Source organism: Croceitalea rosinachiae (assembly GCF_031846445.1).
Lineage (GTDB): Bacteria > Bacteroidota > Bacteroidia > Flavobacteriales > Flavobacteriaceae > Croceitalea > Croceitalea rosinachiae.
In genome coordinates this window covers 1,374,883-1,388,947 of the sequence record NZ_JAVRHR010000001.1, presented here as the reverse complement: position 1 = coordinate 1,388,947, position 14,065 = coordinate 1,374,883, and the positions used below count along the sequence as shown (strand labels likewise).

General features: G+C 35.9%; 19 protein-coding genes. 10 read left to right on the top strand and 9 right to left on the bottom strand.

Annotated elements, in window-relative coordinates:
- Nucleotides 1-10: 10 nt before the first annotated feature.
- The 4 genes from RM706_RS06340 (at nt 11) to RM706_RS06325 (ending at nt 2,590) form a co-directional block, all read left to right on the top strand.
- Nucleotides 11-274: a DUF3098 domain-containing protein gene (locus RM706_RS06340; RefSeq protein WP_311350188.1), complete on the top strand. Its 264-nt coding sequence runs from the start codon at nt 11-13 to the stop codon at nt 272-274.
- Entirely contained in the window at nt 275-1,069 is a 795-nt protein-coding gene (locus tag RM706_RS06335) for an undecaprenyl-diphosphate phosphatase (protein WP_311350187.1), read from the top strand.
- Between the two features lie 18 nt (nt 1,070-1,087).
- Complete coding sequence (gene truB, locus RM706_RS06330) at nt 1,088-1,789, top strand: tRNA pseudouridine(55) synthase TruB (RefSeq protein ID WP_311350186.1); 702 nt, start codon at nt 1,088-1,090, stop codon at nt 1,787-1,789.
- Nucleotides 1,790-1,867: 78 nt separating this feature from the next.
- On the top strand, nt 1,868-2,590 hold the full coding sequence (locus tag RM706_RS06325; RefSeq protein ID WP_311350185.1) for an energy transducer TonB family protein: 723 nt from the start codon (nt 1,868-1,870) through the stop codon (nt 2,588-2,590).
- On the opposite strand, the gene RM706_RS06320 is transcribed toward RM706_RS06325, so the two are convergent.
- From RM706_RS06320 to RM706_RS06285, 8 genes are all read right to left on the bottom strand, one after another.
- Nucleotides 2,573-3,205: a thioredoxin family protein gene (locus RM706_RS06320; protein WP_311350184.1), complete on the bottom strand. Its 633-nt coding sequence runs from the start codon at nt 3,203-3,205 to the stop codon at nt 2,573-2,575. The two genes, RM706_RS06325 and RM706_RS06320, sit on opposite strands and share 18 nt — an antisense overlap.
- A gap of 109 nt (nt 3,206-3,314) precedes the next feature.
- Nucleotides 3,315-3,635 carry a hypothetical protein gene (locus tag RM706_RS06315; protein WP_311350183.1) on the bottom strand — a complete coding sequence of 107 codons (321 nt, stop codon included), beginning with the start codon at nt 3,633-3,635 and terminating at the stop codon, nt 3,315-3,317.
- A 25-nt stretch (nt 3,636-3,660) separates the two neighbouring features.
- Nucleotides 3,661-4,032: a hypothetical protein gene (locus RM706_RS06310; protein ID WP_311350182.1), complete on the bottom strand. Its 372-nt coding sequence runs from the start codon at nt 4,030-4,032 to the stop codon at nt 3,661-3,663.
- Between the two features lie 98 nt (nt 4,033-4,130).
- Nucleotides 4,131-4,970: a YitT family protein gene (locus RM706_RS06305; protein ID WP_311350460.1), complete on the bottom strand. Its 840-nt coding sequence runs from the start codon at nt 4,968-4,970 to the stop codon at nt 4,131-4,133.
- 88 nt (nt 4,971-5,058) lie between these two features.
- Entirely contained in the window at nt 5,059-6,459 is a 1,401-nt protein-coding gene (locus tag RM706_RS06300) for a TolC family protein (RefSeq protein WP_311350181.1), read from the bottom strand.
- Entirely contained in the window at nt 6,459-7,811 is a 1,353-nt protein-coding gene (locus RM706_RS06295) for an HlyD family secretion protein (RefSeq protein ID WP_311350180.1), read from the bottom strand. The genes RM706_RS06300 and RM706_RS06295 overlap by 1 nt, the downstream gene beginning before the upstream one ends.
- Nucleotides 7,804-9,486 (bottom strand): peptidase domain-containing ABC transporter, encoded by a 1,683-nt coding sequence (locus tag RM706_RS06290; protein WP_311350179.1) that lies wholly within the window; start codon nt 9,484-9,486, stop codon nt 7,804-7,806. The genes RM706_RS06295 and RM706_RS06290 overlap by 8 nt, the downstream gene beginning before the upstream one ends.
- A complete protein-coding gene (locus RM706_RS06285) occupies nt 9,479-10,168 on the bottom strand; it encodes a TetR/AcrR family transcriptional regulator (RefSeq protein ID WP_311350178.1) in 690 nt (229 codons plus the stop codon). The genes RM706_RS06290 and RM706_RS06285 overlap by 8 nt, the downstream gene beginning before the upstream one ends.
- A gap of 129 nt (nt 10,169-10,297) precedes the next feature.
- On the opposite strand from RM706_RS06285, the gene RM706_RS06280 reads away from it, so the two are divergent.
- From RM706_RS06280 to RM706_RS06270, 3 genes are all read left to right on the top strand, one after another.
- Complete coding sequence (locus RM706_RS06280; RefSeq protein WP_311350177.1) at nt 10,298-10,672, top strand: hypothetical protein; 375 nt, start codon at nt 10,298-10,300, stop codon at nt 10,670-10,672.
- 6 nt (nt 10,673-10,678) lie between these two features.
- Nucleotides 10,679-11,062 (top strand): hypothetical protein, encoded by a 384-nt coding sequence (locus RM706_RS06275; protein WP_311350176.1) that lies wholly within the window; start codon nt 10,679-10,681, stop codon nt 11,060-11,062.
- Between the two features lie 141 nt (nt 11,063-11,203).
- Nucleotides 11,204-11,524 (top strand): hypothetical protein, encoded by a 321-nt coding sequence (locus tag RM706_RS06270; RefSeq protein WP_311350175.1) that lies wholly within the window; start codon nt 11,204-11,206, stop codon nt 11,522-11,524.
- A 2-nt stretch (nt 11,525-11,526) separates the two neighbouring features.
- On the opposite strand, the gene RM706_RS06265 is transcribed toward RM706_RS06270, so the two are convergent.
- The gene (locus tag RM706_RS06265; protein ID WP_311350174.1) at nt 11,527-12,468 is read right to left on the bottom strand and encodes a LysR family transcriptional regulator; all 942 of its coding nucleotides are present in this window, start codon (nt 12,466-12,468) and stop codon (nt 11,527-11,529) included.
- An 82-nt stretch (nt 12,469-12,550) separates the two neighbouring features.
- Here RM706_RS06265 and RM706_RS06260 point away from each other — a divergent pair, with 82 nt between their 5' ends.
- Genes RM706_RS06260 through RM706_RS06250 form a run of 3 tightly spaced genes read left to right on the top strand, consistent with a single transcriptional unit; the run spans nt 12,551 to nt 14,064 of the window.
- A complete protein-coding gene (locus RM706_RS06260; RefSeq protein ID WP_311350173.1) occupies nt 12,551-12,793 on the top strand; it encodes a hypothetical protein in 243 nt (80 codons plus the stop codon).
- Nucleotides 12,794-12,804: 11 nt separating this feature from the next.
- Nucleotides 12,805-13,098, top strand: a complete 294-nt coding sequence (locus tag RM706_RS06255) for a hypothetical protein (RefSeq protein ID WP_311350172.1) — start codon at nt 12,805-12,807, stop codon at nt 13,096-13,098.
- A 3-nt stretch (nt 13,099-13,101) separates the two neighbouring features.
- Nucleotides 13,102-14,064 (top strand): sodium-dependent bicarbonate transport family permease, encoded by a 963-nt coding sequence (locus RM706_RS06250; protein ID WP_311350171.1) that lies wholly within the window; start codon nt 13,102-13,104, stop codon nt 14,062-14,064.
- Nucleotide 14,065: the final 1 nt, after the last annotated feature.

The window sequence follows — 14,065 nt, the reverse complement described above, 5'->3', positions numbered from 1 at the left end:
TTTTCTCGTTATGAGTAAGAAAAATAAGACAGAAAAGAAACCAAAAATGGAATTTATCTTTCAAAAAAAGAATTATACTTTTCTGTTCATCGGACTGGGTCTAATTGCATTAGGCTTTATTTTGATGGCAGGTGGAGGTAGTGATGACCCGAATGTATTCAACCCTGAAATCTATAATTTCAGAAGAATCCGTTTAGCTCCAACTTTAATTCTTATTGGTTTGGGCATTCAGATTTATGCCATCTTATTGAATCCTAACAAAAAAAAGAAATAATTGGAAATCATAGATGCCATTATCCTTGGTATAATTCAAGGGTTAACTGAGTTTTTACCCGTATCATCAAGTGGTCATTTAGAATTGGGCAAAGCAATTTTAGGGGCCAATGCGATACCTGAAGAAAGTTTACTGTTTACTGTAGTATTGCATTTTGCTACTGCCTTAAGTACCATTGTGATTTTTCGTAAAGATGTACTGGATATTTTCAAAGGGCTGTTTCAATTCAATTGGAACGAGGAAACACAATTTGCAGTGAAAATCATTATTTCGATGATTCCTGCGGCTATAGTAGGCTTCTTTCTTGAAGACTTTATGATTGTTTTTTTTGACGGTGCCATTATCATCGTAGGCATCATGTTAATTATTACAGCGATATTATTATACCTAGCTGATATGGCCAAAACCACCAATAAAGGAGTTTCTTTTAGAAGTGCTTTTATTATAGGCTTAGCTCAGGCAGTAGCCATGCTTCCAGGTATTTCTAGAAGTGGCGCCACTATTTCAACGTCGGTTTTACTTGGTATTGACAAAACAAAATCTGCACGATTTTCATTTTTGATGGTCGTTCCCTTGATTTTTGGAAAAGTTGCTAAAGACATTTTAGGTGGTGAATTAAGTCTTGAAAGTTCACAAATGGCTCCTATGACAGCTGGCTTTATCGCTGCTTTTGTTGCTGGGCTTTTTGCATGTACCTGGATGATACAGCTAGTTAAGAAAAGTAAACTTACTTATTTTGCTATTTACTGTTTAATTGTAGGACTAATAGCTATTAGCTGGAGTATTTGGAGTTAATCACCAAGCTTCTTTTTCATGAAAAAAACCAAAGAAGATTTTTTAGAAGGGCAAACCTTACTGATAAACAAACCTTTGGGATGGAGTTCTTTTCAAGCCGTAAATGCATTGAAATGGGCAATTCGAAAGAAATTCAATCTTAAAAAGATTAAAATTGGACATGCAGGTACTTTAGACCCGCTTGCTACCGGTTTATTAATCATCTGTACTGGCAAATTCACGAAACGCATTCCAGAACTTCAAGGACAAACAAAAGAATATACGGGGACATTTACCTTAGGAGGAACAACACCTTCTTACGATTTAGAAACTAAAGTAGACCAAACATTTTCGATTGAACATATCACCCCAAATTTGATCGTGGAGACAACTACCCAATTTTTGGGTGAGATAGACCAAAAACCTCCTATATTCTCCGCCCTTAAAAAAGATGGTAAACGCCTTTACGAATTTGCCAGAGAAGGAATAGAAGTAGTAATCAAAACAAGAAAAATTACGATTTCGGAATTTGAGATTACGTCGATTCGGTTGCCAGAAGTCGATTTTAGAGTGGTATGTAGCAAAGGCACTTATATCAGATCTTTAGCGCACGATTTTGGCAAGGCCTTAGATTCTGGCGCACATCTATTAGTCTTGAAAAGAACCAAAATTGGTGATTTCAACGTAAATAAGGCCATGACTCCGGAAGTTTTCAAAAAACAATTAGCCATTCAAGATTAGAAAAACATAGTGTCATTATGTATTTGTGACATATAATTGGATAAAATATTTTTGTAAAATTGCGGTTATAATATCACCATGAACCTAAATAGAAAGCAATTATCGTTATTAATTACCATCTTTTCGATGGCAATTATTCTATTGTCGCTTTACAGTATTCGTTTAGGTGGGCAGCAAGAAGAAGAGTATGTGATTGAAATGGCGCTTGCTGATGAGGTCATTGAAGAGTTAATAGAAGAGGAAGAAAAACGGATAGAAGAACTCAAGAACACTTTAGACCCAATTAAAAGCCATATGGCCCTTAATGAAACAGCAAAACCAAATATTGGCGAGCCTGAGCCATTACAAACGCTAGAAGAAATCATGGAAGAACGCCAGATGAGCGACAACACCAATGATTTTTTAAGCAATGAAGCCGGGTATGCCGCAAATTTGAAAGAATTGGCGAAAAAGCGGAAAGAGCGAAAAGAACAATTAGGTGAGAAGGAAGCAGAAAGAAAAGAGTTCACCAATACCTTGAAAGACAAACGCACTTCCATTTCTTTCTCTCTGGTAGATAGAAATGCGTATGATTTACCACCACCAATTTATACTTGTTTGCGAGGCGGTAAAGTGGTCATTAATATTCAGGTTGATGCTTCAGGAAGCGTAATTGATGCTTTCTTTAATGAAAAAAGTTCTACAACCACTGATTTTTGCCTAATTGAAAATGCAACTGCCTATGCATTGAAAGCCCAATTCAGCTCGGGTAATAAGGCCCGTCAAAAAGGCACTATTACATACCTATTTCAAAGTAAGTAAGTTAACCAAATCTTCAAGTATATTTTGGCCTTTGTCTTTATTGTACCAGACCTGAAGGTCTTCTTTAAACTCTGCTGTTAACTTACCATGTTTTACTTTATAGTCGTCAACCATTTTGGTTGCAATACTAGGTCTCGGACCCCACTCCCCTAAAACTTCATTGGTTTCTGAATCAAGTGCAATTAATTTAGGTATGGATTGCGCTTCATTCGTCAGAAACAAATTCATTAATTCAAGGTTTTCATCACGCAAAACAATTTTTAAATCGAGCTTTGAATTCAATTCTGCCATTTTGTTCATAACTGGCAAACTCGGAGAGGCATCGCCACACCAACTCTCAGTCAAAACCAACCAAGTGGCTTTAGAATTTAGATTTGTAATCTTTTTTTTATATTCTTCAGATATCTTCAAAGTTTTGTCCCAACGCTTCATGCGCCTATCGTTCAGTTGGGTATAATTTACTAAGGCATCCGTTTGAATTGGACCTGAATTTGAATTGGAAGCCACCAATTCACTTACCCAATTACGATACTCCTCATAGGTCATTGCTTTATTCATTGACTTTTGAATGGTCTCTGAAACAGATTTTATTGGATTCTCCATAAGTGTATTCATACTACTTTACTTTCTTACAAAACTAAAGTCGCTTGTTCATATAAAACCTGACAAAGGTCACCCTTTTCAATAAAAAGCCGCTTCAAATGAAGCGGCTTTAATTTTATAGCTATTGACCTATGTACGGATTGAAATTTTCTGGTAAATATTCATTTGAATCAAAACCCAAATGAATTGGTTCGCAAATTTCTACATATCTAATTTCGCTTATATCGAAGACCATTCCTTTGTAAGGGTCGAAACCATAAGGTAGGTATTGGGTCACGTCAAAGCCAAGATCACTCTCCTCCTCGTCTTCTATAAATTCTATAGTATTTAATAACTCTACCTCATTGAGTTCTTCGTTATCGTTTAATCCTGTTCCTGCATTGGTGATTGTTGTAAAAGCTAAACCTATTATTAGGGCGTAAAACTTTCTGTTATTCTTCATAATCGTCATTTTTATCTATAATTATTTAATCTGCAATTGTTATTTCTTCTTTTTCTAAGGCGAGTTTTCTATCTACAAATAGTCTCTTATAATGACTAAAAAAAGGAGTGCCATCTCTTTTAGCAATAATGGCAATTTCATCACCATTGACCATTTGTATCAAACCTATCACTTTGGCCTTTGTCCCTTGCAATGGAATCAAATGTTTAAGGTCTGAAAGCTTTAAGTTGAAAAAATCCAGGGATCTGTAGATATATTGGAAATATCGGTTAGAAGGTCTTCCAATTTTAATAAGCATACCCATCATTACTTCTCTAGGGCTTACCTTCTCCATTTGCTCAAACTCTGGAAATAAAACCGTCCGTTCTTTCTTTCTTTTCATTGAATTTCTTCCCATCCTTTAAATTTTATTCAAAAATACGGAAGGAAATTCTAAATCAAAAGCTTTACATCGTTAATCAATAGTTAAACTTAACTATATTGATAGTAAAACTATTAATTATATTTTCTCTTCTTTATCATTCCTCCACGTGTATCATTGATGCTGCTCATGACTACAAAGGCCTTGGGATCTATTTTTTCTAGTTCAACGGTAAGTTTTCGAATTTCTAAACGGGTAATTACGGTATAAATAACATCATATTCATTATGATTGCCTTGCTTACCGTACCCCCCGGTTGCCTTATAAATGGTTAGTCCGCGGCCCAATTTATCGGTAACCATTAAACGAACTTCTTCACTTCTTGATGAAATAATCGTAACCCCAGTATATTCTTCAATGCCGTCAACTACAAAATCTAGAGTTTTTGATGCTGCTAAATAGGTCAGCATTGAATATAATGCCGCCTCTATGGTAAGTAAATAAGCGGCAGCCAAGAATATAAAAATGTTGATAATAATGATAATGTCGCCTATTTTAGCACCCAGCTTTCGACTTAAATAAATAGCAAGCACTTCGGTTCCGTCTAAAACACTTCCACCTCTAATAGAAAGTCCAATTCCGGCACCCAAGAAAAAACCACCAAAAACAGCAACCAATAACTTGTCTTGCGTAACCTCAGGAAAATCAACTAACGCCAAGGTCATTGCCAATCCTAAAATAGCCAAAAGTGCTTTTAGGGCAAATTGTTTTCCGATAACCTTGTATCCCAAGATTAAAAATGGAACATTGACAAAAACAATCAACAAAGAAAGTGGTATATACGTCACCTCAGTAACTAAAAGGGAAATACCTGTGGCACCCCCATCAATAAATCTATTGGGCAATAAAAAACTTTCAAGTCCGAAAGCAGCCGCAATTATGCCAAAAAAGATGAACAAACCATCTTTAATCATGGTGTTAGCCACTTTATTTGGCCTTCTCGATTGTAATAATCTTCTTTCTTCTAAAACATCTTTTTCACCTGTATCCATACATATCGCTTTACAGGTTTTCTGGATTGATGGCTAAGCTTTTGAACAGTTTGGCTTTTGTGCTAAAAAACTTGTTCTGAACCTCATTCTGCTTAAGTTCTGCGTCAATAAGCTTACTCTCCCTTGAATTAATCAAAAACAATGAACTTTCACCAAAAGTGAATTTGCGCTCCTCGGCACTTAAAAGGGTATTATAATCTCGAACAATATTAAATATCAAGTCGTTTTGAAGTACGTATGAATCCAGCTCACGATAAATAGCTAAAACCTTGTTCTGAATTTCGACTTGTGCATTATCACGATCAAACTGGGCATCTTGCAATTTAAATTTAGCCAACTTTAAATCGCCACGTTCCTTTCTAAGAAATAACGGAAAACGGAAGTTGATACCACCTTTGTAGTTATCAGTAACCAAGCCATTAATTTGTTCAGGTTGGTCCGTCAAAAAATTATACTCCACGTCAATTATAGGAAGTAGTTTGTTTGCTTTTAAGCGTTTCTCAACCGTTAGGCCATCAATCTTAAAATCTAAAGAGCGTAGTTTAGGATGGTTGTCTAAGGTAAAACTGTCCAATGGCTTACCCATTATCTCTAGCGTTACGTCAATATCATCTTCAACATTTATATCGGGCACTACATTAGCTTGTACCTCAACCGGAACATCATTGATCCACAAAAAGTTAGATAATTCTAAGGTTTTGTTCATCAACCTAACTTTAGCCTGTTCTAGTCCCAATGCTCTATTTTGAACGGCAATCTTTGCTTCTACGGTATCAATTTTTGCAATATCTCCGGCCAAAGCCCTTTGCCTTACGCCTTCAAAACGAGTTTGTGAATTTTCTAAAAAATTGTTGAAAATTTGGGCGTCGTTGTATGCCTGCAACCAATCAAAATAGGCCAATGATGCTTCAAAAAGAATTTTGTTGACCAACAAATCTTGATCCGCCTTAGTTTGCTCCCTAAAGAACTTTGCCTTTCTTAAGGTAGCCATTCGTTCGTTAATCCAAAAACCTTCACCTAGAGCCATGGAAATTCCCGCACTGTACAACCCATCTATGGGGACGGATTCACTTAAATTGAGAAAATCCCCTTGATTTTGCTCAAAATTACCTTTAAGTTCAATTCCAAAATAAGTGGGTATTTTAAAGGTAGCATTCAATCGGTCCCAATATTCTGTCCCTTTTAATTGCTTTCTATCATAATCAACCTCAATTTTAGGATCAAATCCGCCACGGGCTTTCATTAAATTGGCTTGCCCAATAGAGATGGTCAATTGTGCTTGTTTTGCTATGGGGTGGTATTTTTTCACGTACCCCAGATACTCATTAAAATTGAGTACAAGCGTGTCTTGTTGCGCATTACCAATTAAAACAATTAAAAATGCTACTATAAAGAGGAGCCTTTTCTTCATCATTTCTTTTTGGCCTTGGCCATATCGTTAGTGGGTTGATAATAATTTGGCGGGAAACCGTTTAACTGTCTCCAAAGTTCAAACCAAATAGGTACATCTTCTAATAAGGCAATAGTATCTGCACCTGAACCTACTCTTAAATCTTTTGGCCATTCATGATCGTTTGGGTCGGGAGCTAACAATATTCTATATTTTCCATTATCGCTTATAAAGGTTTCTATGGCGACTACTTTGCCTGCATAAGTACCATAAGAAACATTGGGCCAACCGCTGAATATGATTGCGGGCCAACCATCAAACTGTATACGCACCTCTTCTCCTAAATGCACCAGAGGCAGATCAATTGGCTCTACAAATGTCTCAACAGCTAAATCATAGTCAGAAGGCATTATACCTACAAGTCTATCACCTTCTTTAAAGGTTTCCCCTATTCCTCCTTGAATAGCTCGATTGATATAACCATTTTGGGGCGCTCTTATGTAATACAGGTCATTTCTAATGGAGTAATTACTAAATTCATTCTCTAATTTTGTTACCTGCGCTTCAGAATCGAACTGGTTGGATTGCGCCGTAAACATGTCGCTCTGGGCTTTCGAAATCTTATCGGTGTATTCGGCTTGAACCCGATTTATTTCAACTCTCGCATTAATTACATCATTTTTACTAGCCAGCAATTTGTTCTCTTGAGAAATCAATTTGGCCTGCGTCTCTTGCAATTTCAAACGCTTTTCTTCGACGTCGGTAACGGCTTTCAAACCCTCACTTTCAAGCTGGTCAGTACGATTGAACTGTCTTTCGGCTATCATAATATTGGTTTTAGCCGCCTCTAAATCAATACTATCACTTTGTACTTTAAGCTTTGATTGCAAAAGTTTGTTTTTTGCTTGCTCTAACTTCAAGCTTCGCTCATTAGACAAAGCACCGATCTGTGTATTCAATGCCTTCACCTTGCCTTGATAAGAAGTTACCGACATCTCTTTGGCTTTAATCTGCTGACCGGTACGTTCGACCAACCTTGGGTCAAAGTATTCATTCTTGATTTCAGAAATAAATAGTATGGTATCTCCTTTTTTAACATAGTCACCTTCACGTACGTACCATTTTTCAATTCGCCCAGGAATTGGAGATTGTATGGTCTGTGGTCTTTGACCTGGAGTTAAAGTAGTTAAATACCCTTTGCCCGTTATGTTTTGTGTCCATGGTAAAAAAAGCACAATCAATCCAATAATGGAAAAGGCCAATAAAAAACGATTGAACTGCTTAAAATGCCTTTTATGAAAGACTTTCTGCGCAGCTTTGAAACGAGAAAGATCAATTTTCTCGTTCAATTTGTTAGGAGAAATATTAAGCATCTTTATTCGATTTTTCGTTAATTAATTTACCGCTATCCATAGTTATAATTCGCCCGCATCGCTTAGACCATTGTTTATTTTCGCTAACGATAACAAGTGCCCAGCCATTTTCGCTATCGCTCAAAAAGTCCATGATTTCATTCGCCTCATTTGTATTAAACTGATCTAAAGGGTCTTTCAAAACCAAAAGCTTCGGTTTTCTTACAATACTTCTGGCTAAGACAATTTTTTTGGATACTGTAAAAGGAATTTGTTTTCCTTCTGGATAAAGCACCGTTTTTAACCCGTGCGGTTGATCTTTTACAAACTCGGTAAGCTTCGTTTTTTCTAAAGCCCAATACACATCTTCGACAGTAACTGAATCATCACCAAAAGTGATATTATTCAGAATAGTACCTTCAAAAGGGGTTTCTTCACTTAAAGATTGCCCCAAATGCGAGCGATAATAGTTCAAATTAATGCCCGTAAGCGCAACATCATTAACGAAGATTTTTCCCTCATCTGGCTCTAGAATGCCTGCAATGAGTCTTAGTAAAGTAGATTTACCTGAACCACTAGGCCCTTGTAATAATATGGAGCAAGTTGGGGTAATGGTAAGTGAAACATTGTCAATAATCTTTTTATCCCTATCTGGCACATGATATGAAATATCATCTAACTCAACAGTAAATCCTTCATTTTCTTTGAATGGTTTTTCACCGGTCTGTGGTTCTAATTCTTTATCGACCACTTGACCCAATTTCTCTAAAGAAGTCAATAAATCATAAAAGGTTTCTAAGCCAAGAATCAACTTTTCTACAGAGCTAATGACCAATAAAATGATAATCTCAGCAGCTACAAACTGCCCTATATTCATTTCTTGGTTCAAGACCAAAAGGCCTCCTATTAACAAAAGGCCCGCAGTCACCAATACCTTAAAACCTATCATTTGAATGAACTGAAGCACTAAAATCTTAAAATGACTTTCACGGGCATCTAAGTAGTTAGCCACTAGCGTGTCATTCTTATCAATGGCGTGCGTGGTCTTACCAGATAGTTTAAAGCTTATAATTGATCGCGCAATCTCTTGAATCCAATGGGCTACCATATACTTGTTCTTTGACTCATCAAGACTTGTTTCTAATCCTTTTTGAGCAGTAAACTTGAACACAACATATATTAATAATAATAAAAGCAGACCATAAATTATGAAGAACGGATGATAGAAGGAAAGCAACAAAAGTCCAAAAATTATCTGGAGCAAAGCTGCGGGGAAATCAATTAATATCTTAGATAATCCCTTCTGAATCGTAAGCGTGTCAAAAAAACGATTCGCCAGTTCAGGCGGATAATAATTACGAAGCTCACTCATTTTAATTTTAGGAAAACGATATGAAAACTCAAATGATGCTCTTGTAAAGATTTTTTGCTGAACATTTTCAATAATACGTATTTGCATGAGCTGTAAAAGCCCAACGAAAGCAACACCAAGCGTAACCAAAACGACCAGCACGATCCATGAAGTACTTACTTGCGCCCCTTGTATCAAATTGATAATCGCTTGAATACCTAAAGGCAGCGAAAGATTCACCAAACCAGCGAAAATCGCATAATAAAAAACTTGAAAAACATCTTTTTTGTCAAGTGACAACAATCCAATAAGGCGCTGCCATGAGGTTAAAATAGTTTTAGCCATTAGTGTTGGTTTGATTTAGGGTGTTAAAGACCAATTCTGACATGAATTTGCCCGGCGTGTTGGTTTGATTGCAGTCTGTAAGGGTTTGGAAATGATCTTTCAAAAAATGTTGATGTAAAGACCCTTCAAGAATTGTACTTGCCAAACTTGAAGGGTACTTATAATTAGGTTCAACAGCTTTGATCATCTCCTCAAGCCTATTGACCATTCTTTTGTAAATAACAAAATAGCCGTCTTTGTTTTCTTGATCAACTTCTTTGGTTAAGAATGATTTTGAAGATTCATTAATGACAATTTTATTTAATAGCACTTCATTAATATGCGAATACGCATTGTCTTCTTGAATTGTTCTAGTGACTATATCAATTGCACGAGATAATTTTTCAATGGGATCTGATATACTGTTGGTTGCAAAAACCAACTGATACTCTAACCAGCCCCAGTACCAAGAGGTTAAATAGACCAACAACTTATGCTTGTTCTCAAAATATCTGTAGATAGAACTTTCATTAGAACCTATTTTACTGCCCAGTTTTTTAAAAGTGAAACTCTCAAAACCAATTTCATCTATCATTAAAATACTATGCTCCACTATTCGCTTACCCAAATCTGAAGATTCTGGGTCTTTCAAATAGATTTTTTCATTTATGGCAATCTTAATAGTCTGCAGTAACCTTTCCATTCTTTCAAATTTATATTTACAAAACTAATAGTAATACTTTTATATCATAATTGTTTAACTTTCTTTTAACGGGGTAGTACGTCCTATTATGCGAATAAATTATATATTTACTGTTCTAACTTTCAGCCTATGAAGCAATTAACTACGCTAATCTTATTTTTCTTCTATATCTCATCAACAAATGCACAGCAAGATGAATTTCTTAAAAGATTTGATCACTTTAGAGAAAGCCGGGGCAATGTTGAGAGTGGATTGATATTGACGTTACCATATCAAGAAATGGTGCGCCTAGAGAGTAATTTAAATTCCAATTCTGGCTTGGGGCCAACGTTCAATTATTACGGAATCGTGGTAGTAGTGGACCAAATGAATATTTTGCCTAATGGAGAGAAACAGCTAGTGTTACGAAGGGAAGACGGTCTTAATTTTTATGGATATAGGCCCACATTGAAAGCAGTTTTGGCAAAAAATGATTTCGAAACCCAAAATTTAAATACAAATTAAAGAGACATGAAACGTATCTTTTTCATTTTAGTAATACTATGTGCTACCGTTAGAATGCATGCACAGGAAGACTTTAGTGATTTGGTTAAAATAGGCGACCAACTAATCATTTCTAAACCCTCCCAAAACAGGTATCAATTTATTGATATCCCTAGGAAAAACTTTATTATCAAAAGGGGAGGTATAGCAAATATGGGTTCTTTAAAAAATATGATAGTTACAATTACAGAGATTGGTGATAGTGACAATCCTAAAGTTAGGTTTAAAAAGTCAAGCGGCGGTAAATTCTTTTTGGCTTATAGGACCTTAACCGCCAATCTTAATGGTGCTATCAACAGTGGCGAACTAAAAATTCAAAGCACTAGCAACAAAGATTCGCTTGCAAAATAGTTTTGCTCTCCAAAAAACACCTACTCAATTTGGCTATCGCTAGTAGTCAAATATAGGTGGGTGCTTATATAAAACTAATTTATGTTATTATGGTTCTGCACAAAATTTATTCTAATTTTTTATTGATGAGGCTCGCATAAAATGAACCTAAAAAAATTTAATCCCTTTAAACAGCATACAACCAACATCGCTAATGAAGTTATTCAATTAGTCACAGGAACGTTCAGCCCTGCTGAGGCGGCTGACCTATTACTATCACTAATTAATTATAAGATTAAGTTTCATTCCGTACAAATTCCAAACTTACAGAGTGATGAAAGCGCCGTGATTGAGAAATCTGAAAAGAGAATTGAAGAACTAAAAAAGGCAAAGCATAAAATGACACAATTGATTCTAGATGCTCGACAAAAAGGTCAAAACCTTGAAATAAATAGCATCATAGAGATTACGATCAAAGAGTAGTTCTACCCATATTCTTTTTTCGCATATGATTTAAACCAATTGAATTCCGTTTGTATGATACTTTCCTTCTCTTCCTTTAAATATTTTAAAAAAGTCTTCGCTACAGGCGAAAATCGTTTAGATGACATCCAAATAAGGTTCCAATTTGTTTTAATGGGTAAGCCAGGCAGGTTATAAATTTTTAAGCTATCGTTCATCAACTCATTCTTTATGCCAATAAGCGGCATAATGGAGTATCCAAGACCCGCTACCACTGCTTGTTTTACGGCTTCATTTGATGTAAGTTCAACCTTTTTTGAAACCTTAATGTTTTTTGAATTCAAATAGTTCTCCATGGCCATTCGTGTTGCCGAACCGTTCTCCCTAAAAATTAAGGGTGCATTGGCCAGAGATTTTAAACGCCGCTTTTTATCTATTTTCAAACTGTCTTCACTTCCCACCAAATAAAGAATATTTTCCATGAGTTCTACTTTGTCAATATTCAAATGTTTTGGCAGTACAGATACTAATGCAAAATCAACTTCATTATTTTCTAAACTTCTTATGACCGATGCTTTATTGGTAACATCCATCACTAAATCGACCTTAGAATGCTTCGTCATAAAACCAGATAAAAAATAGGGCATTACATATTTACCGGTTGAAACCACAGCAATTTTTAATTGACCCGCTAGGTTACCCCCATATTCTAATGTTTTATAGTTTATCGCATTAATTTCGCTCAATACTTTTTCTGAGGCCAAAGCGATCTCTTTTCCAAATTCCGTTAAATATAATCTCCTACCTACTACTTCGGTCAGGGGGATTGGGAACTGATCTTGAAAATTTCTAAGCTGAATTGATACGGCTGGCTGCGTCAAATGAAGCTCTTCAGAAGCCTTTGTAATACTCTGATTTTGAGCAACTTTTACGAATATTCGAAGCTGGTTCAAAGTATAGTTCATAAATATTATTTATATAATTCATTATAAATATAAATAATTATAAATGAATTAATTAGTTCAACTTTGTCAAAAATTTAGAAATATGTTGTTCAAACTTCCAATCGCACAAAGACTTGCCCAGAAGAAAGAAACCTCAAATCTAAATGACACACTTTACCCAATTTATTTTGTAGTAATGGGATTCATTTTTGGCGGTGTCTTAATGCTATCTGCGTTAAATAATTTTCTCTTTTTTAAATGGCTAACAGTTTCTATGGCCATTGTATTAGGCTTAATGACCATTCATTTAATAGGAAATCAGCAAACAAAAAAATACAAATCATAAAAATAGAACACATGGAAACAATGATTAAAACAGATCAAAAAATTCAATTGGTAGATGGCAGTTTTACTGCATCCGAAGCTTCAGATGTAATTCTTGCACTGCTTGACGAGAAAATAAATTTTCACAAGTTACAACGCATATCATGGTGCGAAGGTAGCTCTGAGGCAGATACCAATTATCCTGATGGTAGAATCCAAGAATTGGAGAACGAAAAAAGAATAACTAAAGAGTTTATAAAAAGTGTAAGAAACGAAGGTAAAAGATTAAGAATCGATGGTGTTCTTAAAATTTCCCTCGAAGAATAGTACATGGATTTACACCTGCTGATTGACAACCTGACCAACCCAGCTTTATTATTTTTCTTTTTAGGAATAATTGCCGTTCAGCTTAAGAGTGATTTAGAAATCCCTCCTAATTCATCAAAATTCATCTCCCTTTACCTCCTTTTTGCTATAGGATTTAAGGGCGGGCTAGAACTCTCACATAGTGACCTGAACATGGAAATCATTTGGTCACTGATTTTTGGGATTGTTCTTGCCATTCTGGTACCTATCTATTCCTACCTCATATTGAGAAGAAGGTTCTCGGTAGAGAATTCAGGAGCTATTGCAGCTGCCTACGGATCTGTTAGTGCGGTAACCTTTGTTACCGCACTTTCTTTTCTAGAGATGGAACAAATTGACTTTGGCGGCCATATGGTAGCGGTAATGGCTTTAATGGAAGCGCCTTCAATTATTGTTGGGGTACTTTTAATGTCTTTTTTCAAGAAAGAAAAGCCCAAGAATGGAGATATTAAAAAAGTACTTCATCATGCCTTGACCAACGGTTCAGTGCTATTAATTCTAGGCAGTCTAACAATTGGCTTTTTAGCAAACGAACAGCAAGCAGAAGGTATTAAACCCTTTACCACCGATATTTTTAAAGGTTTCTTGGCGGTTTTCTTATTGGATATGGGTATTACAAGCGGAAAGAAGCTAAAAGACTTCATTAAAAAAGGAGGGTTCGCTTTAGTATTTGCCCTCGTTGTACCCATCGTAAACGGCATTTTTGTAGGATGGTTCAGTAAGTTTATTACCGAAGTTGAAGGTAACCGCTTTCTATTTGCCATTTTAGCAGCCAGTGCCTCATATATTGCCGTACCTGCGGCAATGCGATTAGCAGCACCCAAAGCAAACCCAAGTTTATATCTGCCAATGGCTTTGGCTATCACATTCCCTTTTAACATCACCTTGGGCATGCCGCTTTATATGTATATTGTACAAAACTTTTAGT

Coding starts and splice junctions, on each gene's coding strand:
- RM706_RS06340 (WP_311350188.1), top strand. CDS start 11: ATGAGTAAGAAAAATAAGACAGAAAAGAAACCAAAAATGGAATTTATC.
- truB (WP_311350186.1), top strand. CDS start 1,088: ATGAAAAAAACCAAAGAAGATTTTTTAGAAGGGCAAACCTTACTGATA.
- RM706_RS06325 (WP_311350185.1), top strand. CDS start 1,868: ATGAACCTAAATAGAAAGCAATTATCGTTATTAATTACCATCTTTTCG.
- RM706_RS06320 (WP_311350184.1), bottom strand. CDS start 3,205: ATGAATACACTTATGGAGAATCCAATAAAATCTGTTTCAGAGACCATT.
- RM706_RS06315 (WP_311350183.1), bottom strand. CDS start 3,635: ATGAAGAATAACAGAAAGTTTTACGCCCTAATAATAGGTTTAGCTTTT.
- RM706_RS06310 (WP_311350182.1), bottom strand. CDS start 4,032: ATGGGAAGAAATTCAATGAAAAGAAAGAAAGAACGGACGGTTTTATTT.
- RM706_RS06305 (WP_311350460.1), bottom strand. CDS start 4,970: ATGATTAAAGATGGTTTGTTCATCTTTTTTGGCATAATTGCGGCTGCT.
- RM706_RS06300 (WP_311350181.1), bottom strand. CDS start 6,459: ATGAAGAAAAGGCTCCTCTTTATAGTAGCATTTTTAATTGTTTTAATT.
- RM706_RS06295 (WP_311350180.1), bottom strand. CDS start 7,811: ATGCTTAATATTTCTCCTAACAAATTGAACGAGAAAATTGATCTTTCT.
- RM706_RS06290 (WP_311350179.1), bottom strand. CDS start 9,486: ATGGCTAAAACTATTTTAACCTCATGGCAGCGCCTTATTGGATTGTTG.
- RM706_RS06285 (WP_311350178.1), bottom strand. CDS start 10,168: ATGGAAAGGTTACTGCAGACTATTAAGATTGCCATAAATGAAAAAATC.
- RM706_RS06280 (WP_311350177.1), top strand. CDS start 10,298: ATGAAGCAATTAACTACGCTAATCTTATTTTTCTTCTATATCTCATCA.
- RM706_RS06275 (WP_311350176.1), top strand. CDS start 10,679: ATGAAACGTATCTTTTTCATTTTAGTAATACTATGTGCTACCGTTAGA.
- RM706_RS06270 (WP_311350175.1), top strand. CDS start 11,204: ATGAACCTAAAAAAATTTAATCCCTTTAAACAGCATACAACCAACATC.
- RM706_RS06265 (WP_311350174.1), bottom strand. CDS start 12,468: ATGAACTATACTTTGAACCAGCTTCGAATATTCGTAAAAGTTGCTCAA.
- RM706_RS06260 (WP_311350173.1), top strand. CDS start 12,551: ATGTTGTTCAAACTTCCAATCGCACAAAGACTTGCCCAGAAGAAAGAA.
- RM706_RS06255 (WP_311350172.1), top strand. CDS start 12,805: ATGGAAACAATGATTAAAACAGATCAAAAAATTCAATTGGTAGATGGC.
- RM706_RS06250 (WP_311350171.1), top strand. CDS start 13,102: ATGGATTTACACCTGCTGATTGACAACCTGACCAACCCAGCTTTATTA.